The organism is Pseudomonas sp. DCA-1 (assembly GCF_046523955.1).
Taxonomy (GTDB): Bacteria; Pseudomonadota; Gammaproteobacteria; order Pseudomonadales; family Pseudomonadaceae; genus Aquipseudomonas; species Aquipseudomonas putida_Y.
In genome coordinates this window covers 1386266-1406003 of record NZ_CP169881.1, presented here as the reverse complement: position 1 = coordinate 1406003, position 19738 = coordinate 1386266, and the positions used below count along the sequence as shown (strand labels likewise).

14 protein-coding genes and 1 pseudogene are annotated in these 19738 nt (G+C 59.7%); 11 read left to right on the top strand and 4 right to left on the bottom strand.

All coding sequences use genetic code 11. The annotated features are described in order from the left end of the window. Positions 1–307: 307 nt before the first annotated feature. Together ACE4QZ_RS06795 and ACE4QZ_RS06790 are read right to left on the bottom strand one after the other, a co-directional pair. A complete protein-coding gene (locus ACE4QZ_RS06795) occupies positions 308–1177 on the bottom strand; it encodes a DMT family transporter (protein WP_103463227.1) in 870 nt (289 codons plus the stop codon). A 74-nt stretch (positions 1178–1251) separates the two neighbouring features. Further along, complete coding sequence (locus ACE4QZ_RS06790; protein WP_103463228.1) at positions 1252–1839, bottom strand: cation:proton antiporter; 588 nt, start codon at positions 1837–1839, stop codon at positions 1252–1254. 439 nt (positions 1840–2278) lie between these two features. Between ACE4QZ_RS06790 and ACE4QZ_RS06785 the strand changes: the two genes are divergently transcribed. The 7 genes and pseudogenes from ACE4QZ_RS06785 (at position 2279) to ACE4QZ_RS06755 (ending at position 11470) form a co-directional block, all read left to right on the top strand. Further along, entirely contained in the window at positions 2279–6529 is a 4251-nt protein-coding gene (locus ACE4QZ_RS06785; protein ID WP_410480419.1) for an RHS repeat-associated core domain-containing protein, read from the top strand. A 14-nt stretch (positions 6530–6543) separates the two neighbouring features. After that, the gene (locus ACE4QZ_RS06780; protein WP_181005288.1) at positions 6544–6969 is read left to right on the top strand and encodes an Imm26 family immunity protein; all 426 of its coding nucleotides are present in this window, start codon (positions 6544–6546) and stop codon (positions 6967–6969) included. A 71-nt stretch (positions 6970–7040) separates the two neighbouring features. Further along, positions 7041–7254 (top strand): annotated as a pseudogene (locus tag ACE4QZ_RS06775) (hypothetical protein); the annotation flags it as partial. Between the two features lie 413 nt (positions 7255–7667). Next, positions 7668–8492 carry an AraC family transcriptional regulator gene (locus ACE4QZ_RS06770; protein ID WP_021781797.1) on the top strand — a complete coding sequence of 275 codons (825 nt, stop codon included), beginning with the start codon at positions 7668–7670 and terminating at the stop codon, positions 8490–8492. Between the two features lie 64 nt (positions 8493–8556). Beyond that, complete coding sequence (locus ACE4QZ_RS06765; protein ID WP_103463229.1) at positions 8557–9963, top strand: NAD(P)/FAD-dependent oxidoreductase; 1407 nt, start codon at positions 8557–8559, stop codon at positions 9961–9963. A 33-nt stretch (positions 9964–9996) separates the two neighbouring features. Next, a complete protein-coding gene (locus ACE4QZ_RS06760; RefSeq protein WP_014589771.1) occupies positions 9997–10338 on the top strand; it encodes a cupin domain-containing protein in 342 nt (113 codons plus the stop codon). 52 nt (positions 10339–10390) lie between these two features. Further along, complete coding sequence (locus ACE4QZ_RS06755; protein ID WP_103463230.1) at positions 10391–11470, top strand: polyamine ABC transporter substrate-binding protein; 1080 nt, start codon at positions 10391–10393, stop codon at positions 11468–11470. Between the two features lie 117 nt (positions 11471–11587). Here ACE4QZ_RS06755 and ACE4QZ_RS06750 read toward each other — a convergent pair whose 3' ends face one another. Next, a complete protein-coding gene (locus ACE4QZ_RS06750) occupies positions 11588–13171 on the bottom strand; it encodes a peptide chain release factor 3 (RefSeq protein ID WP_021781794.1) in 1584 nt (527 codons plus the stop codon). A 557-nt stretch (positions 13172–13728) separates the two neighbouring features. Here ACE4QZ_RS06750 and ACE4QZ_RS06745 point away from each other — a divergent pair. Genes ACE4QZ_RS06745 through ACE4QZ_RS06730 form a run of 4 tightly spaced genes read left to right on the top strand, consistent with a single transcriptional unit; the run spans position 13729 to position 17174 of the window. Further along, on the top strand, positions 13729–14442 hold the full coding sequence (locus tag ACE4QZ_RS06745; RefSeq protein WP_021781793.1) for an ABC transporter permease: 714 nt from the start codon (positions 13729–13731) through the stop codon (positions 14440–14442). 13 nt (positions 14443–14455) lie between these two features. Further along, a complete protein-coding gene (locus ACE4QZ_RS06740; RefSeq protein ID WP_021781792.1) occupies positions 14456–15370 on the top strand; it encodes a glycine betaine ABC transporter substrate-binding protein in 915 nt (304 codons plus the stop codon). Beyond that, positions 15367–16020 (top strand): ABC transporter permease, encoded by a 654-nt coding sequence (locus ACE4QZ_RS06735; RefSeq protein ID WP_028697400.1) that lies wholly within the window; start codon positions 15367–15369, stop codon positions 16018–16020. The genes ACE4QZ_RS06740 and ACE4QZ_RS06735 overlap by 4 nt, the downstream gene beginning before the upstream one ends. After that, entirely contained in the window at positions 16017–17174 is a 1158-nt protein-coding gene (locus tag ACE4QZ_RS06730; RefSeq protein ID WP_103463231.1) for a betaine/proline/choline family ABC transporter ATP-binding protein, read from the top strand. The genes ACE4QZ_RS06735 and ACE4QZ_RS06730 overlap by 4 nt, the downstream gene beginning before the upstream one ends. A 97-nt stretch (positions 17175–17271) precedes the next feature. Here the strand turns inward: ACE4QZ_RS06730 and ACE4QZ_RS06725 are convergent, their stop codons facing one another. Further along, positions 17272–19701 carry a TonB-dependent siderophore receptor gene (locus ACE4QZ_RS06725; protein ID WP_028697398.1) on the bottom strand — a complete coding sequence of 810 codons (2430 nt, stop codon included), beginning with the start codon at positions 19699–19701 and terminating at the stop codon, positions 17272–17274. Between the last annotated feature and the right edge of the window lie 37 nt (positions 19702–19738).

Genomic DNA, 19738 nt, shown 5'->3' with positions numbered 1-19738 from the left:
TACCGGGATTCGACTATCAGGGGAGTGTCAGTTTTTTTGTGTGCGGGACAAGGCATTTTCAATGCTTTAATACCTGCTTGCTGACTGCAGACGCCGTCAAGCCTAATCGGGCAGATGTACCTACAAAACTTCCAGCCTCATCTACTACCGCAAATGCTGCCATGCAAGGCAACATATCAAAATGAATTTTCGCAAGATAGCATTGATAGTCCATTATTATGAGCACTCACATCCCCAGGCCCACAGCAAAGAAATACGCCATTGGCACAATCCCCAAAAATCTACAATTTTATAAGTCGAAACAATCTCACCCGTAAAGGTGCAGAAGCAAAGCCCCTGACAGCACTAGGCTAACACCGCCGATCTGGATGACTGACAGCCGCTCGCGAAAAAAGAAGTACCCCAGGATCGCGGCAATACCACCCGACAACGTGCTGATGACGGTGACAACGGAAACCGAGCCATTTAGAGCCCCCCAAGAAAACGCAGAAAACCCTCCCAAGTTGAAAAGACTGGCCCCACACAGTGAGCCATAGGTCTTCAGCATTATCGTCGTATGATCCCGCAGAAACTTGACGGCTTCAGGGATAAGGAACATGACCCCCACCGCATACCCTAGCGCCAGCATGTTCACCGGTCCCAGCGCCGGCAAGGCGAATTTCCCTTGAATCCAGAAGCTGATGCCGTAAAGCATGGCCGCCAACAAAGCAAACCACACAGACATCACACTGGTGACCTTACGATCGAGACCACCACCATTATCGCTGCGGCAGGCCAACAGCACGCCGAAAAAGCAGACAAGGATACCAACCACCTGCCAAGCGGAGAGGGCATCGCCACCCAGCCATGCCAACAGCGTTGTAAAAACACCATACGAAGTGACCAGGGGCGCCACGACTGCTGTCTTGCCAATAGCGAAAGCTTTTGAAAGCGCCAGCGCTCCTACTACGGTGCATAGAGAGGCGACAATTCCTAACCCTATCGTGAGCCAAGGCGCAGATGTAAACTTTTGCCACTGATCGGCTGAAATGGCAATAAAGACTGCCATCAAGAGAAGTCCTAGCAACTGCCCAAAAAATACCGCCCGTTTCACTCCGACCGCTCTTGCGTTCACGCCGACCAAGAAATCGGTAGCCCCCCAGAACACCGCAGCCAGCAACCCCATGAATACGTCCATAGTAACGGCCTTAATTATGATTTATCCCTGAACCTCCCCAGACAGTAATCGGGAAAACAGCAGAAATCAAACACCTATTTTGGACGAATCTCTACAGACTGAGTATTTCTGCACGGCCACCAGGCTAGCAACCCCATTAACGGGTTAGTTAGTACCGTAGAGACAACAGCAAGTGCCAAGAAAATACTGTAGGAACTTTCAGACAACACCCCAACCTGTACTCCTACACTAAGTATCACTAATTCAACGAGACCTTTAGTGTTCATCAGCTCACCAACTTCTATTGAATTTATTGGTCTCAAGCCCGACATCCAGGCCCCAATGTATGAACCCAGCACCTTGCCGAGAGTCCCCCCAGCAAGAACAACAGCAGCCATAGCCATATGGCTTGGCTCACTGAAAGCACTTAGGGAAACCTGGATGCCAGCGGCGGCAAAAAAGATTGGGGTAAGAAAGAGATGACTGAACCTCCCGATCCATCGACGCCATGCCTCCTCCATCGAGCAGACGTCGTAAAACACGTATGCTGCCATGACCGCGCCAATTGCCTGATGGAAACCGAGCATCCCTGTAAGCTGCGCCGAAGCCAGGCAATACATAAAGGCAGCAGCGACACGGGAGCGCTCACCAAGAGACGTGACGACGGCCTGTTTTTTAGCCATGGACGGAGCAACAGGAGCGTCCGTGCGGCATGCGCTGTAAGACCGGCTTTGGTCCCCTTCATGGAAACGCTGATAAGGAATGATGCGTTACTGAGCGAGTACAACCACTCCAACAACTACGACTTTTCTGACAGGCGCCTCTGAAACTCAAAAAATACAGACTTCGTGCGCAAAGCCCCTCCCCTCCCTACAACCTAGAACATTCCTGGGACGTGGCGTTATGACATCACGCTAAGCCGCGCATAACCCTTGCCATACTTGGCTTTCGCATCGTTGACAGAGCGGCGCACGGGTCTATTTACTTGACACCTTTCACGGAAGATTACACGGCAATTGGATTGAAACGCTCACCGTGCATTTCAGGGAGATGCCCATGATCATGGATCGACTCGACCGGGTCGCACGTTGTCCCGTATCTAGCGAACAGGAGTAACCCCTCATGTTCGAAGCGGCCAGGTTCGGCGACGAGATATCGCACACCAGCGCGCTGGGGGGCTTCCTGATCGGGGCCGTCCTGGGGATTGCGCTAGTGGCCACGGTGGCCATCGCCACGTTCACCTGCGGGTTCGGCGTGGCCTTGCTGGCCGGCCTCGCAGCCGGCATCGGGGGCAGCTTGCTGACCGCCGCCGGAGAGGCGATAGGCAGTATGTTCTCGTCCCCCTCAGGGACGATAACCACTGCCTCACCCAACGTGTTCATCAACAGCCGCAAGGCCGCCCGCGTCGAAAAAAGCATCGGTGCCTGCGACAAGCACCCGGGGCCGGTGCAGATTGCCGAAGGCTCGACCAACGTCTTCATCAACAGCGTCGCCGCCGCGCGCAAGGGCGACAAGCTGACCTGCGGCGCCACCATTTCCGGTGGTTCGGACAACGTCATCATCGGCGGCGGCACCTACCGTTACCTGCCCGTGGACGATGAAGTCCCGGAGTGGCTGCGCACCACCGTGGATGTGCTGATGGCCATCGCCGGTGCCGCAGGCGGTATCGCCCAGCTGATCAAGGCGGGTACCCAGGCCGGCATGAAAGCCGTCATGCCTTGCGCGCTGAAGTTCACGGCCGGCTTCGTCGCCGGTGAGGTGGCCAGCCGTTACGTGGTCGAACCCGTGGCCCGCAAGGCTATCGGCGGCCTGGTCGGCAACCCCGTCGACCTCACGACGGGCCGCAAGCTGATGCCCGATGAAATCGACTTCAGCCTGCCGGGCCTGATGCCGATCGAGTGGTCGCGCTTCTACGCCAGCGACCTGACGGTCGACAGCGTACTCGGCCGCGGCTGGGTGCTGCCCTGGGAGCAGAGCCTGCGCCGCCAGGGGGCATTCATCTACCTCACCGACAACCAGGGCCGCGAAGTCCCGTTCGTGACCCTGCAACCGGGGCAGCGCATCTACAACCCGCACGAGCAGGTGTACCTGGTGTGCACCGAGGGCGGCCACTACATCCTGCAGACCCTCGACAACCTGTTCTTCTACTTCGGCGAAGTGCCAGACACCAACACCGAAGTGCCGCTGCAGCGTATCGAGAACGTCCTCGGCCACTTCCTGCACTTCACCCGCACGCCCGACGGCACACTGACCGACATCAGCGCCACCGGCGGCACCCGCGTGCACCTGCACTACGACAACCCGCTGGGTCGCCTGACCGACATCAAGCGCGTGGTGAACAACGAAACGGTGGAAACGCTTACCCAATACCGCTACGACGAACACGGCCAGCTGAGCGCGGTGATCAACCGCAACGGCGACACCGTGCGCAGTTTCAGCTACGCCGACGGCCTGATGGTGACCCACAGCAACGCGCTGGGGCTGGGCTGCCACTACCGTTGGCAAACCCTGGGCGACAAGCCACGTGTGGTCGAACACTGGACCAGCGACGGCGAGCATTACCACTTCCGCTACGACCTCGACAGCCGCACCAGCTGGGCCACCGACGTGCTCGGCCGTGAGCTGCAAGTGCAGTACAACGCCGACCACCGCGTGGTCGCCAGCCGCGACTACGGTGGCGAACGTTACGCCATCGAGCTGGACGAGCACGGCAACATGGTCGGCCTGGGCCTGCCAGACGGCAACCGGCTCGCCTTCAAGTACGATGAATACGCCCGCCTGCTGGAAGAAACCGATCCACTGGGGCGCAAGATCCAGTACGAGTACCACCACCTGACCACGCTGGTGACCAAAGTCAGCTACCCGGATGGCAGCACCTGGCAGGCGCGCTACGACGACAAGGGCAACCTGCTCGCCGAACTCGATGCCCTCGGCCAGATGACCGAGTACCTGAACAGCGATGACGGCCTGCCGCACACCATCATCGATGCGACCTACAAGTCCAAGTACCTGTGGTGGAACACCCTGGCCCAGGTCGAGCGCTACCAGGACTGCTCGGGCAAGAGTACGTACTACCGCTATGACGAACGCCAGCACCTGGTCGCGGTAACGGACGCGCTGAACCAGACCACCACACTGACGCGCAAGCCCGACGGCGAAGTGCTGCGCATCAGCCACCCGGACGGCACCACGGAAAGCTTCACCTACAACGTCTACGGGCAGGTGCTCAGCCACACCGACGGCAAGGGCCAGACCACCCGCCTGATACGCACGGCCCGCGGCCTGCCGAGCAGCCGCCAGGACGCCAAGGGCCAACGGGTTCGGTACGAGTACGACAAGGCCATGCGCCTGACCGCGCTGGTCAACGAGAACAACGCCACGTACAGCTTTGGCTACGACGCTTCGGACCGGCTAAGCGAAGAAGTGCGGGTGGACAACCTGACCCGGCGTTTCAGCTACAACGTCGGTGGCCATCTCACACGACTGGATGAGATTGGCTATGGCGAAAATGCCGAGCGGCCCGAGCGCCATACGCTGTTCGAACGTGATGCCATTGGTCGCCTGATCGCCAAACTGAATAGCGACGCACAACAGCGATTCACCTATGACGACGGTGACCGGCTGCTGAGCATTGAGCGGCAACCGAGCGGGATCGGCAAGCAGCTTGGGATCACGGAAGAAAAGCTTGAGTACGCCTACGATCTGCTCGGTCGGCTGACCAAAGAAATCACCCCTGACGGCACGCTCGGCTACGAGTACGACCCACTCAGCAACCTGACCACGCTGACCCTGCCGGATGGGCGCAAGGTCAATCACCTGTACTACGGCAGCGGTCATCTGCACCAGCTGAATCTGGATGGTCAGGTGATCAGCGACATGGAGCGCGATGACCTGCACCGGGAGGTGTACCGGACCCAAGGCAAGCTCACCAGTTGCTTCGGTTATGACGCCATGGGGCGCAAGGCCTGGCAGTTTGCCTCGACCTTGCCGGCCGACAAGCTTTCGCAGGTGCACAACACCGGCATCAATACCTCGTTGCTGGTCGAGCACGCCTACAACCCGATCCACCGCCGTTACCAGTACGACCCGGCCGGTGAACTGGTGCGTACCCTCGACAAGCTGCGTGGCGAGATCAAGTACGAGTACGAAGCCAACGGCCAATTGCGCAGTCGCGATACCGGTTCGCTGATCGGCAGTGAGGAGTTCCGCTACGACCCGGCAGCCAACCGCCTGGACTTCAATGCGCGGCAATTCGACAAGGTCAAGGACAACCGGATCAAACAGTGGCGGGATCAGGAGTACCGCTACGACCCGTGGGGCAACCTGATCGAGAAGCGCTCGGGGCATAGCAAGGTGCAGCACTTCAGCTATGACTGCGAGAACCGGCTGGTGCAGGCGGAGACGTTGGTCAATGGCAAGCTGGAAAGCCAAGGCGAGTATCGTTACGACAGCTTGGGGAGGCGAATAGCCAAGCAGGCTGAAATCAATGGCGAGGTCGAGCAGAAGCGCTTCCTCTGGCAGGGGCTGAGGATGCTGCGGGAGGAAACGCCTAGGCAGAGCATCTTGTACCTGTACGAGCCGGGTAGCTATGCGCCGTTGGCGCGGGTTGATCAGGTTAAAGGGGAAGGGCAGAAGGTCTATTACTTCCATACGGACCAGATTGGTACGCCGCTGGAGCTGACGGATAGTGACGGCAAAATCGTTTGGCAGGCGACGTATCGTTCGTGGGGAGTGATTGAGCACTTTGCAGTTAATAAGGTCGGGCAGATTCTGCGTTTTCAGGGTCAATATTTCGATGAAGAGACAGGACTGCACTACAATACTTTCAGACATTACGATCCCGAAGTCGGAAGATTTACTACTCAAGACCCTGTAGGCTTGAGTGGTGGTACTAATCTTTATGGTTATGTGCTGAGCCCAAACAATTGGATAGACCCTGCTGGACTGACGCCTTGTATGGGGAAACCGTCTCAACGTAGCGCTGGAGGGACTGGGGCTAAATACGACCCTGTAAATGGGCAAGGTCTTTACGTATTAACAGATAACGGAGTTATCAAATATGTTGGGCGTGGTGATGCGACGGCCCGCTTAGGTGTGCATGCTGCGACCCCAGGGAAGTCTAACTTGCAGCAGCATGTGATTTTTGACAACAATCTGACCAAAGCTGAGGCCAAATTCTTAGAACAAAAAATTATGGACCTTAATGGAGGTGCGCTGTCGACCAATGAGGTTACAAATTTATTAAATAGAATCAGGTCGTATAGCTCCTCCAATCCTAACGCTTCAATTTATGATGTGGCCGGACATAGCCCTAGCTGGGGAAGTGATGTACTATCTGATGCTTTGACCAAGATGAGGGCGCTAGGCTTATGACAAGAGTAAAATCTATGCAAGCGGGTGACTATTTTTCTATTCCGATGGAAGACGGTAGATTTGCAATCAGCCAAATAATTTGGCTTGGCGCAGAAAGCAAGGAACAAAAATTTAAGAAGGTATTTGCTTTCGCTGTGGTGTCTATCAGCAGTAGCGAGGAGGTGCCTGAGGATGCTAGATATTTGGTATTCAAAGATCACAGAGGAAGCTTTACGGTAATATTTACGGCTGTAGATAAACTGAAGGCGGGTGAGTGGCCTATTTTACAGCACAGCGTGGTTTCTGATTCCGCGCTGAAAGATTTTGAATTTAATATGGCGGGCACTCTTTACCGGCGGGGAAGTCCAGTTAGGATTTTAGCCATTGAAGAGTACCAAAATCATATATTGATGAGTGTTTCTGGTTTTGCTTTGGTCGAAAAATTTTTGCAGCAGCACTGAGCAATTACGCAGCTTGCCAATTACTTTTGTTTTTAATAAAACATTATAAAAATAGCGAACTTTTCACGTACACCGAGGGCGACCACTACATCCTGCAGACCCTCGACAATCTGTTGCTCTACTTCGGCGAAGTGCCAGACACCAACACCGAAGTGCCGCTGCAACGCATCGAGAACGTCCTCGGCCACTTCCTGCACTTCACTCGCCCCCCCCCCCAACGGCACACTGACCGACATCAAGCGGGTGGTGAACAACAAAGCGGTGGAAACCCTCACCCAGTATCAGTTGCTGGCCAGATAACTGAGGGCTTTGCTCAGGGCATTCCGCGACGTTACCTGTGGGTGCGGTTTTCTCCAAGCCTACAAAATATGGGGATTCGACTATGTTCGCGCTTCCCTACCTTGAACATGCCTTTTGTAGCGAAGAGTTGTAGCAAAAGGGCCGCAAAGCGCGGCCCCCAAAAACTCAATGCATAAAGAACCAGATCAGAATGATCACCGGAATCGGCACCCCAATCATCCAAAGCAGTATCGAGCGCATGGCCTTTCTCCTTGTTCGATGGTGACAAGAAAGGTGCAGCCGCCATGCCAGTTGTATCAAAAAACTACATTCATAAAAATCAAAGGCTTACCCTCCAAGCCGTCTGAGCAAACCGTGCAATATGCAGGATCCACGCCCTTGCACCTGGGTGTTCTGCAATGCACTATCCTCCCATGATCGCCACCACCCTCCCCGACGGCCCCGAGCAAACGCCGCTTACCGCCGAAATCGTGCTGCGCTACCACCTCTGCTGGAAGCACCGCGACCTCGACGGTGTCATGGCGCTCTACCACCCCGATATCCAGTACCACGACTTCTTTCAAAACCGCGTGCTCGGCCACCAGGAACTGCGCGACTACGTACGCGCCTGCCTGCCCCATGAAGCCGGCGAGGACATCGTCCACAGCGACCGCATCCGCGTCGATGGCTGCACCGCATTCATCCAGTATCAGGTCACGGTCCAGGGCGGTGACGGCCTGGTTGCGTTCCAGTCCAGCGAGGCGATCACCGTCAGGGACGGGCTGATCTGGCGGGTCAACGAATACGCCACATTGGTCCGCCAGAACGGCACAGGCCACGCCAACAGCGGCCCGCGCCCCGCCACCAGCCGCCTGGGCCTGTCGCCTCGGCAGTTGTCGACCATGGCCCAGGACCTGGAGCACTACTTCCAGCGTCAACGCCCCTACCTCGACCCGGAGCTCGACCTGCAACAGGTCGCCGACGCCAGCGGCTACAGCCGCAACCAGATTTCCTACCTGCTCAACCAGGTGCTGGGGCAAAGCTTCTACCGCTACGTCAACCAGGCACGCCTGCAGCACCTGATGGCCAGCCTCGGCGATGACAGCGTCGAGGCGACGATCGACGAGCTGGCCTTCAGTGCCGGCTTCAACTCGCTGTCGGCGTTCTACAAGTGCTTCCGTGAGCACACCGGGCTCACGCCCAAGGCCTACCTGAAGCAAATTTCCCTGCGTGCACGCACGTAAGACAGCTGCCCGCTGACACCACTACGATCGCCCACAGACCTTGACGGATGTGGAGCCGAACCCGATGCAACCCCTGCGCACGCTCAGCCTGTGGATGGACCAGCTCGACGAGCCGCTGTGCGCGCGCCCGGCACTGCGCAATGACCTCGACGTTGACGTGTGCATCATCGGTGCCGGCTATACCGGCCTTTGGACCGCGTACTACCTCAAGCGCCAGGCACCCCAGCTGAACATTGCGGTGATCGAAGCCCAAATCGCCGGCTTCGGCGCCTCCGGCCGAAATGGGGGCTGGCTGATGGGCAACCTGCTAGGCGAAGACCGCCTGCTCGGCACCCTCTCGCCGCAACAGCGCCGCGCCAGCATCGACCTGCTGCACGGCATCCCTGATGAAGTGCATCGCGTGCTGCAAAGCGAAGGCATCGACTGTGACTACCGCAAAGGCGGCGTGCTGTATTGCGCGGCGCGCTACCCGGAGCAGGAACGCAGCCTGCGCGCCTACCTCGACGACTTGTATCGCCAAGGCATGACCGAGGACGACTACCGCTGGCTGAGCCCCGAGCAGTTGGGGAGCCAACTGCGGGTCAGCAATGCGTTTGGAGCCATCTATAGCCCGCACACGGCGACCATCCAGCCAGCCAAGCTGGTGCGCGGCCTTGCCCGGGCAGTGGAGGCGCTGGGCGTACCGATCTACGAAAACACCCCGGCCATCGACTGGCAGCCGAGCGAGGTGCGTACCCCGCTGGCACAGATTCGCTGCCAGTGGATGGTGCCTGCCGTGGAGGGTTACGCCGCCAGCCTGCCGCCACTGGGCAAACACCAATTGCCGGTACAGAGCCTGCTGGTGGCCACTGAGCCGCTGCCAGAGGCCACCTGGGAGCAAATTGGCCTGAGCCAGGGCCAAGCCTTCAGTGAAAGCAGCCGCCAGGTCACCTATGGCCAGCGTACCGCCGACAATCGCCTGGTCTTCGGTGCCCGCGGTGGCTACCGCTTCGGTGGGCGCCTGCGCGAAAACTTCAACCTCGACGAACATGAAATCGAACTGCGCCGCTACCTGTTCAGCGAACTGTTCCCGCAGCTCAAACAGGTACGCATCACTCATACCTGGGGCGGCAACCTGGGCATGGCGCGACGCTTCCGCCCACACATGCTCTGCGACCGCCAGCGCGGCATCGCCCTTGCCGGCGGCTACGGCGGCGAAGGCGTGGGGGCTACCAACCTGGGTGGGCGCACCCTGGCGGCGCTGATCCTCAACCAGCACAACGAACTGACAGCACAACCCTGGGTGCTCGACAACCGCCCGCTATCGAGCCTGGCCAGCTGGCCCCCCGAGCCCTGCCGCTGGCTGGGCTACAACGCGATCATCCAGAGCTTCGTCCACGAGGACCGGACCCTCGCCAACCCCGCCAGCGCGCCTTGGAGGCGGCGCCTGGCCATATCGCTTGCGGACTTCATGGAAGGCTTCATGCACTGACTTCCCTTATCACTCGTACAGGATCCACCGGTCATGAGCATCACCCAGTTCAAGAACACCGAATTTGCTGTGCTCGACAGCTCCAACCCGGTCGCGGTACCGCTCGGCGAACCCGTGGCAGTCACGTCAGTCACCTGCGTGGAGCGCAGCGATGGCGTCGAAACCGGCATCTGGGAATGCACCCCAGGGCGCTGGCGGCGGCAGATCGTGCAACAGGAGTTCTGCCATTTCATCAAGGGCCGCTGCACGTTCACCCCCGACGGTGGCGAGCCCCTGGTCATAGAAGCCGGAGACGCATTGATGCTACCGGCCAACAGCACCGGCACCTGGGACATCCAGGAGACCGTGCGCAAGACCTACGTGCTTGTTTTCTGATCCGCTGATCGCCTGCCTTCGATAACAACAGACAAAGCAAGGTAAACCCGACATGCGCACCTTCCTCCTCGCCCCTCTGATGCTGGCCGCCAGCGTGGCCAGCGCCGCTGAAACGGTGAAGATCTACAACTGGTCCAGCTACGTGGCCCCCGATACGTTGAAGAACTTCCAGCAAGCCAGTGGCATCGTGCCCACCTACGACGTGTACGACAGCAATGAAACCCTCGATGGCAAGCTGATGACCGGCAATTCCGGCTACGACGTGGTGTTTCCCTCCAACCATTTCATGGCCCGGCAGATTCAAGGCAAGGCCTTGAAGCGCCTGGACAAGTCGCAGCTGCCTAACTGGCACAACCTCAACCCGGTGCTGCTAAAGGCGCTGGAGGTGAACGACCCGGGCAACCAGTACGGTTTCCCGTACCTGTGGGGCAGTACCGGCATTGGCTACAACATCGACAAGGTCAAGGCAGTGCTCGGCGGCAACGCGCCCGTGGATTCCTGGGACCTGATCTTCAAGCCCGAGTACATGAGCAAGCTGAAAAGCTGTGGGGTCGCGGTGCTGGACAATGGCCCCGAACTGCTGCCGATCGCCCTGCACTACCTGGGCTTGCCCCATCACAGCCAAGACCCCAAGGACTACGAGAAGGCCAAGGACCTGCTGATGAAGGTGCGGCCGTACATCAGCTATTTCCACTCGTCCAAGTACACGGGCGACCTGGCCAACGGCGATATCTGCGTGGTGGTGGGGTTCTCAGGGGATGTGCTGCAGGCGAAGAACCGCGCCGACGAGGCGAACAATGGCGTGAAGGTGGGCTATTCGATACCCAAGGAGGGCGCGCCGATGTGGTTCGACATGGTCGCCATGCCCGTCGATGCGCCGGATGAAAAGGCCGGATATGCCTACATGAACTACCTGCTGCAGCCGGAAGTGATGGCCAACATCAGCAACCATGTGCAATACGCAAACGGCAACCTCAAGGCAGACGGGCTGGTGGACCCGGCGATGAAGGGTAATACGATGATTTACCCGAGCGACGAGGTGATGGGCAAGCTGTATGCGCTGGAGGCGATGCCGGCGAAGATCGACCGTATTCGTACGCGAATCTGGACCAGTATCAAAGCAGGGAACTGATTTCAGTCGTTACGACGTCCTTGTGGGAGCGGGTTTACCCGCGAATGCGGTGTTGACTCTACCGACGCATTCGCGGGTAAACCCGCTCCCACAGGGGTCAAGGGCAAGCTCTCGCGATCAGTGGTGCTCGCGGGTAGCGCGGAACTTGATATCCGGCCAGCGCTCTTCCATCAGCGCCAGGTTGACCCGGGTCGGCGCCAGGTAGGTCAGGTGACCGCCGCCGTCGATGGCCAGGTTTTCCATGGCCTTGGTCTGGAATTCCTCGAGCTTCTTCTTGTCATCGCAGCTGATCCAGCGCGCGGACCAGACGGTGATAGGCTCGTAGGCGCACTCGACCTTGTACTCTTCCTTCAGGCGGCTGGCGACCACGTCGAACTGCAGCACGCCGACCGCACCCAGGATGATGTCGTTGCTGCGCTCAGGGAAGAACACCTGAGTAGCACCTTCTTCGGCCAGCTGCTGCAGGCCTTGACGCAGTTGCTTGGATTTCAGCGGGTCTTTCAGGCGTACGCGGCGGAACAGCTCCGGCGCGAAGTGCGGAATACCGGTGAAGCCCAGCGCCTCGCCTTCGGTGAAGGTGTCGCCGATCTGGATGGTGCCGTGGTTGTGCAGGCCGATGATGTCACCGGCAAAGGCTTCTTCCAGCTGCTCACGCTCGGAGGAGAAGAACGTCAGCGCATCGCCGATACGCAGGTCTTTGTTCAAGCGCACGTGGCGCATTTTCATGCCTTTCTCGTACTTGCCCGAGCAGATGCGCATGAAGGCGATACGGTCGCGGTGTTTCGGGTCCATGTTCGCCTGGATCTTGAACACGAAGCCGGTGAACTTCTCTTCCACAGGCTCCACGGTACGCTCGTTGGCCACACGGCCAAGCGGACGCGGCGCCCAGTCGACCACGGCGTCGAGCACGTGGTCGACACCGAAGTTGCCCAGCGCAGTACCGAAGAACACCGGGGTCAGCTGACCGTTGATGAACTCTTCCTGGTTGAACTCGTGGCAGGCGCCCTGCACCAGTTCCAGTTGCTCGACGAACGCGTCGTACTGGTCGCCCAGGTGTGCGCGGGCTTCGTCCGAGTCCAGTTTCTGGATGATCTTGGCTTCGGTGCGCTCGTGGCCGTGGCCCGGGGTGTAGACGATGATGTAGTCGCCAGTGAGGTGATACACACCCTTGAAGTCACGGTAGCAACCGATTGGCCAGGTGATTGGCGCGGCCTTGATCTTCAGAACGGCTTCGATCTCGTCGAGCAGTTCGATCGGGTCGCGGATGTCACGGTCGAGTTTGTTGATGAAGCTGACGATTGGCGTGTCGCGCAGCCGGCACACGTCCATCAGGGCGATGGTACGCGGCTCTACACCTTTACCGCCATCGAGCACCATCAGCGCCGAGTCCACCGCGGTCAGGGTGCGGTAGGTGTCTTCGGAGAAGTCTTCGTGGCCGGGGGTGTCGAGCAGGTTGATCATGTGCTCGCGATACGGGAACTGCATCACCGAGGTGGTGATGGAGATGCCGCGCTGCTTCTCCATTTCCATCCAGTCGGAGGTGGCATGGCGGTCGGACTTGCGCGACTTCACGGTACCGGCGACGGCAATGGCTTTGCCCATCAGCAACAGCTTCTCGGTGATGGTGGTCTTACCGGCGTCGGGGTGGGAAATGATTGCGAAAGTGCGGCGCTTCGCGACTTCGGCGGCCTGGTTGGTCATGGGAAATCGCCTGACTGGGGGATTTGAAAGGGGCAGTATCATACCTGAAGTTGGGCCTGGACCAAAATCTGCCGAATGAATGGCGCCCGTGCCGGCCTCTTCGCGGGTAAACCCGCTCCCACAGGTACGACACAGGATTCGAATGCGGTGCAGTCTGTGTAGGAGCGGGTTTACCCGCGAAGAGGCCGGCATAGACAAAAGAAATCCAACAGGCAATCGCTTTATCACGACAAATGACCAAAGCGCAGTTATTTCAACGCCTGCAGCACATTAAGTCGCTGTTTTTTCTCGCCAAAAATCCTGCCACCCAGTGATTAACGCTGGTCAAATGCTGCCTCAGATGGGAACCTTGACACCCATGGAGACGTCCACTCCCCTGCAAACCGCTTCGGTTGGGGACTGGTTTCATCAGCATTTTCGGGCCCGACGGGGTTCGGCTCATGGCCTGATCGCAGCCCTCGGCTTGCCTCACGCTGCTACTCGCGAACACACCACCCGCCGCCAGGACTGGCCGGCAACCAAGAAGTGTGCTCGCCGACTACACAAGGAGTCCACCTGTGGCAAAACGCTACGGTTCGGGGCTGTTGGGATGGGCCGCCGTGCTCGTCATCCTGGCCCTGCTGGTCCACTGGATCGGCATCGACACGATCGCGCGTTATCGCGACGATCTTGGGTTCTACCTGCAAGCGCACCTGGTATTGGTGCTGGCTTCGATGGCGGCGGCGCTGGCCGTGGGCATCCCCGCCGGCATTGCGTTAAGTCGACCGCACCGGGTCGACAAAGCCGAGCGCTTCATGCAGTTCTTCAACGTTGGCAACACCATTCCCCCTCTGGCCGTTCTGGCCATCGCCCTGAGTATCCTGGGCATCGGAGCCGGGCCTGCGATCTTCGCGCTATTCCTCGCCTCCCTCCTGCCCATTGTGCGCAACACCTACGAAGGCCTGAAAAACGTCCCTGCCTCGCTCAAGGAAGCCGCCACCGGCATTGGCATGACCCCGCGCCAGCAACTCTGGCAAGTGGAACTGCCCAACGCCGTGCCGATCATCGTCGGCGGCGTACGCGTGGCCCTGGCACTGAATGTGGGTACCGCACCGCTGGCGTTCCTGATCGGCGCCAACAGCCTGGGCAGCCTGATCTTCCCCGGCATCGCCCTGAACAACCAGCCACAACTGCTGTTGGGTGCCGCCTGCACCGCACTGCTGGCACTGGTGCTGGATGCGGCGGTGAGTTTCTCCAGCAAGCGCTGGCTGGAACGCGGCCTGGTCGAATAAGGATAGGAAACGTATGAAGAAGAGAATCGCCTTGCTACTGGGCGCGGCCTTGCTGTACGCAGGATTTGCCCAGGCAGCGGAAAAACCGCTGATCCGCATCGGCGCGCGGGTGTTCACCGAACAGACCGTGCTCGCCGAAATCACCGCGCAATACCTGCGCGCCAACGGCTTCGATGTGCGTGTCATCGGCGGGCTTGGCAGCAGCCTCGCACGCCAGGCTCAGGAAACCGGCCAGCTCGACCTGATGTGGGAATACACCGGTGTGTCGCTGGTGTCGTACAACCACATCGAAGAGCGCATGCCCAGCGCCGAGGCCACCTACGCCAAGGTCAAGGAGCTGGATGCCAAAAAAGACCTGATCTGGCTGACCCCGTCGAAATTCAGCAACACCTATGCCCTCGGCTTGCCGAAGCAGGTCGCCGAGGCCTACCCGCAGATCAACTCGATCAGCGACCTCAACCAGGTGCTGCGCGACGAGAGCAAGCGTAATCACCTGGTGGCCCTGGACACCGAGTTCGCCAACCGCCCCGACGGCCTGGTAGGCCTGCGCGAAATGTATGACCTGCCGCTGAGCCGGCGCAACATCCGCCAGATGGACGCCGGGCTGGTGTACACCGCCATGCGCAACAATCAGGTGTTCGCCGGCCTGGTGTATACCACCGACGGCCGCCTGGACGCTTTCGACCTCAAGCTGCTGGAAGACGACAAACACTACTTCCCCGACTACACCGCCGCGCCGGTGGTGCGCAAAGCCACGCTCGACGCCAACCCGCAGCTGGCTGGCCTGCTCAAGCCGCTGGCCGAGCAACTGGATGACCAAACCATGCGCCAGCTCAACGCCAAGGTCGATGTCGAGCACCAGAACCCCACTGCCGTGGCCGCGGACTTTCTGCGCAAGCACCCACTGAACAGCGAGGGCCAGCCATGAACCTGATCGATACCTTCAGCCACCTGGACTGGGCCCAGGTGCTGCATCTGACCTGGCAGCACATCATGCTGGTAGGCGTTGCCGTGGGCCTGGCGATTCTGGTCGGGGTGCCGCTGGGCATCCTGATGACTCGTTTTCCGGCCCTCGCAGGCCCGCTGCAGGCCAGCGCCACAGTGCTGCTGACCATCCCCTCGATTGCCCTGTTCGGCCTGCTGTTGCCGTTCTACTCCAAGTTCGGCCAGGGCCTGGGGCCGTTGCCAGCGATCACTGCGGTGTTCCTGTACTCGCTGCTGCCGATCCTGCGCAACACCTACCTGGCCCTGACCAATGTCGAGCCCGGCATCCGTGAAGCCGCACGCGGAATAGGCATGACCTTCGGTCAGCGCCTGCGCATGGTCGAACTGCCCATCGCCGTACCGGTCATCCTCGCCGGTGTACGCACCGCCGTGGTCATGAACATCGGTGTCATGACCATTGCTGCCACCATCGGTGCCGGCGGCCTGGGTGTGCTCATCCTCACCTCCATCAGCCGCAGCGACATGTCGATGCTGCTGATCGGCGCCTTGCTGGTGAGCCTGTTGGCAATCATCGCCGACCTGCTGCTGCAAACCCTGCAACGTGCCCTGACTCCAGAAGGACTGCGCTCATGATCGAACTGAAGAACCTCAGCAAAACCTTCAACGTCAACGGCAAGGACGTCAAAGCCGTCGACTCGGTAAGCCTCACCGTCAACGAAGGGGAAATCTGCGTGTTCCTCGGCCCCTCGGGCTGTGGCAAGAGCACCACGCTGAAAATGATCAACCGCCTGATCACGCCCACCTCGGGCCAAGTGTTCATCAATGGCGAAGACACCACCGGGTTGGACGAAGTCACCCTGCGCCGGCACATCGGCTATGTGATCCAGCAAATCGGTTTGTTTCCCAACATGACCATCGAAGAAAACATCACCGTGGTGCCACGCTTGCTCGGCTGGGACAAGCAGAAATGCCACGAACGCGCCCTCGAGCTGATGCACATGATCAAGCTCGAACCCAAGCAGTACCTGCAACGCTACCCGCGCGAGCTGTCCGGCGGCCAGCAACAGCGTATCGGCGTGATTCGTGCCCTGGCAGCAGATGCACCCGTGCTGTTGATGGACGAACCGTTCGGCGCGGTCGACCCGATCAACCGCGAGATGATCCAGAACGAGTTCTTCGAAATGCAGCGGGCGCTGAACAAGACGGTGATCATGGTCAGCCACGACATCGACGAAGCGATCAAACTGGGCGACAAGATTGCCATCTTCCGTGCCGGCAAGCTGTTGCAACTGGACCATCCGGACACCTTGCTGGCCCACCCGGCGGATGATTTCGTCAGCAACTTCGTGGGCCAGGACAGCACGCTCAAGCGCCTGTTGCTGGTGCGTGCCGAGGATGCCGCGGACAACGCGCCGTCGGTGAGCCCGCAAACGCCTGTGAGCGATGCGCTGGAGCTGCTTGATGAACACGACCGCCGCTACGTGGTGGTGACCGATGCGCAAAACAAGGCGCTGGGCTATGTACGCCGACGCGACATGCACCGCCAGCAAGGGACGTGTGGCGATTTCCTGCGGCCGTTCAATGCCACGGCGTCGCACGATGAGCATTTGCGCATCCTGTTGTCGCGTATGTACGAGTTCAACCGCGCGTGGTTGCCAGTGCTGGATGCCGAGCAGGTGTTCTTGGGCGAGGTGACGCAGGAGTCGATTGCGGCGTACCTGAGCTCGGGGAGGTCGCGGGGGGCGAAGACCAGTATCGTTTCGCCGGCCGAGGCGGTGGTTTCGTAAGCGTTGGGGGGGCTTTGCGCCCTTTAGCAGGTAAACCCGCTCCTACAAGAGCGGGTTTACCTGCGAAGGGCCGCAAAGCGGCCCCGGTAATCTCGGATCAAAACCCAACACTGGCCTGCACATAGAAGGTCCGCGGCTCACCCACGTAAAGGCCGGCATTGTTGTCGCTCGAACGTGTGAAGTACTGCTTGTCGAACAGGTTCTTCACCCCCGCCGCCAGCTTCAAATTGGACCACTGCGGCCCGAATTCATAACCACCACGGGCATGCCAGGTCACGTAGCCCGGTATATCGCCATACCGCCCGTCGGCACTCGGCTCGGTGATGTAGTCGCCATTGAAGCTGCCGTCGGCATTGATCCCGGTTCCCGGCGCACGCTGCTTCGATTGGGCATAGGCGTCCAGGTTCCAGGTCCAGCGGTTAACTGCGTAACGCACTCCGGCAGTGGCCACCTGGCGTGAATAGAACGGCAGGTCTCGACCCTTGAACCCTGGGATATCCCCTTCATAGGTCGCGCGGGTATAGGTGTAGCCACCGCTCACCGACAGCCCGTCCAGCCGCGGGTCCAGCCCGGCCAGGTCATAACGCACCGAAGCCTCGATGCCCTGGTGCTTGGTCGCACCGAGGTTGGTCCAGCCCACGTCGTTGCTGATGTACTGCAGCTCATCATCGAAGTCGATGTAGAACGCCGTCAGCTCACCGGCAAAGCTGCCATTGTCATAACGGGTACCGATTTCGTAGGTCTTGGCTTTTTCCGGCTCCAGGCCATCGGCCGTACTGTTGCCAGAACCGCCCTGGCCCAGCTGGAAGTACTGCAGGCTACCGAACGAGGTTTCGTAGTTGGCGAACACCTTCCAGGCATCGGAAACGTGGTACATCACGCTCAACGCCGGCAAAGGCTCGTTGCTGGTGATGCTGCGCTTCTTCTCGGCTACCGGAAGGTTGTTGGCGCCCAGCACCGGGCGGTCGCGCCAGTCGGTATTGATATGCTCGAAACGCACGCCAGGGGTGATGGTCCAGTTGCCCACGTCGATCTTGTCGTCGATGTAGTAGGCGCTGGCCTCGGTGCCGCCGCTGCGGTCCTGGAACACGTGGCCGTCGGAAGTCGGGGTCTCCGTCGGCACGTTGTCGATCAGCGCCAGCCGAGTCGTCTGTTCGCGCATCGCTTCCTTCAGGTAACGGTAACCGACACTCACTTCCTGGGTGGTTGGGCCGGCAAAGAAGATGCGCGACACACGGGGTTCGATGGCGAAGGTGTGGTAGTTGCGCGGGTACGACGACAACGTCTTCATGTCCCGCGAGGCTATTGTGCTGCCGCGGAAGCTGTCGGTGTAGTAGGTCAGCACTTCGAACTGGGTGGCGTCGTCGAGCTGCCGCTGCCATTTGAACGACACATCCTTGCGCCGGCCCGCAAAGTAGTCGTAATCGCGCAGCGACTGGTACGGGTTGCTGTCGTATTGGGCCTGGGTCAGGCCACCCGGCATGTCGGCACGGCCATCGTAATAATGGAAGTTGAGCCAGAACTCATCGACATCGGTTGGCGCCCAATGCGTCTTGAGGATAACGTCGTCGATGTCGTTGCCGTTGTTGCTTTCACGGTAACCGTTGCCATTCACCCCGGTGTACAACAGCGCCACGCCCATGCCATTGTCGGCCGTGCCACCGACGAAGGCTGACTCGGTGTGTTTCCAGCCACCGTGCTGGGAGGTCTCCAGGGTGGTGGACAGCTCTGCCGAGGCCTTTTGCGGAATCGCCCGGGTTACGAAATTGATCACACCACCCACGTTCTGCGGGCCGTAGCGCACCGAGCCGGCACCACGCACGACGTCGATGCTGTCGAGGTTGCCAGAAGAAATCGGTGCCATCGACAGCTGTGGCTGGCCATACGGCGCGAAGGCGGCCGGGATGCCATCGATCAGTACCGTGGAGCGCGGCGACAGGCGCGAAGTAAGGCCGCGCACGCCCACGTTCAGCGACAGGTCGCTGCCACCGGTTCCGTTGGAGTCCTGCACTTGCACGCCAGGGATGCCGCGCAGCACGTCGCGCACGTTCATTGCGCCCTTCTCCACCATTGCCTCGCGGCGTACCACGGTGCGTGCCCCGGGATGGTTCTGTATCACGCTCTGCTGGGCATCACCCAGCCAGTCACCGACCACCTTGATGTCGGTGGGGGCCAGCTCCAGGCTGCCGCTGCCCAGGTCAAGGGTAGTCGGCAAAGGCTTCACCACAACGGTGTCCCCGGACATCTCGTAGGTGAGCCCGCTGCCTTGCAACAGCTGTTGCAGCGCCTGCACCGGCGCCAGGTTGCCCGATACCGCCGGGGCCTGTTTGCCGGCGACCAGCTCGGGGCTGAAAAACAGCTGCAGGCTGGTCTGCTGGCCGAGCTGGTTCAGCGCCGAACCCAACGGCTGGGCCTGGATGTGGAGGGCATTAGCGGCCTCTGCGGCCGGGCTACCAACGGCCACAGTACTGACCGCCAGGGCCAGCGCCAGGGCGCGAAAGCGTGGGAGAGGTTTGTTGTTGTTCACGTCGTCGAAACATCCTGGAATGCGGAATAAACGCCAA

Coding starts and splice junctions, on each gene's coding strand:
- ACE4QZ_RS06795 (WP_103463227.1), bottom strand. CDS start 1,177: ATGGACGTATTCATGGGGTTGCTGGCTGCGGTGTTCTGGGGGGCTACC.
- ACE4QZ_RS06790 (WP_103463228.1), bottom strand. CDS start 1,839: ATGGCTAAAAAACAGGCCGTCGTCACGTCTCTTGGTGAGCGCTCCCGT.
- ACE4QZ_RS06785 (WP_410480419.1), top strand. CDS start 2,279: ATGTTCGAAGCGGCCAGGTTCGGCGACGAGATATCGCACACCAGCGCG.
- ACE4QZ_RS06780 (WP_181005288.1), top strand. CDS start 6,544: ATGCAAGCGGGTGACTATTTTTCTATTCCGATGGAAGACGGTAGATTT.
- ACE4QZ_RS06770 (WP_021781797.1), top strand. CDS start 7,668: ATGCACTATCCTCCCATGATCGCCACCACCCTCCCCGACGGCCCCGAG.
- ACE4QZ_RS06765 (WP_103463229.1), top strand. CDS start 8,557: ATGCAACCCCTGCGCACGCTCAGCCTGTGGATGGACCAGCTCGACGAG.
- ACE4QZ_RS06760 (WP_014589771.1), top strand. CDS start 9,997: ATGAGCATCACCCAGTTCAAGAACACCGAATTTGCTGTGCTCGACAGC.
- ACE4QZ_RS06755 (WP_103463230.1), top strand. CDS start 10,391: ATGCGCACCTTCCTCCTCGCCCCTCTGATGCTGGCCGCCAGCGTGGCC.
- ACE4QZ_RS06750 (WP_021781794.1), bottom strand. CDS start 13,171: ATGACCAACCAGGCCGCCGAAGTCGCGAAGCGCCGCACTTTCGCAATC.
- ACE4QZ_RS06740 (WP_021781792.1), top strand. CDS start 14,456: ATGAAGAAGAGAATCGCCTTGCTACTGGGCGCGGCCTTGCTGTACGCA.
- ACE4QZ_RS06735 (WP_028697400.1), top strand. CDS start 15,367: ATGAACCTGATCGATACCTTCAGCCACCTGGACTGGGCCCAGGTGCTG.
- ACE4QZ_RS06730 (WP_103463231.1), top strand. CDS start 16,017: ATGATCGAACTGAAGAACCTCAGCAAAACCTTCAACGTCAACGGCAAG.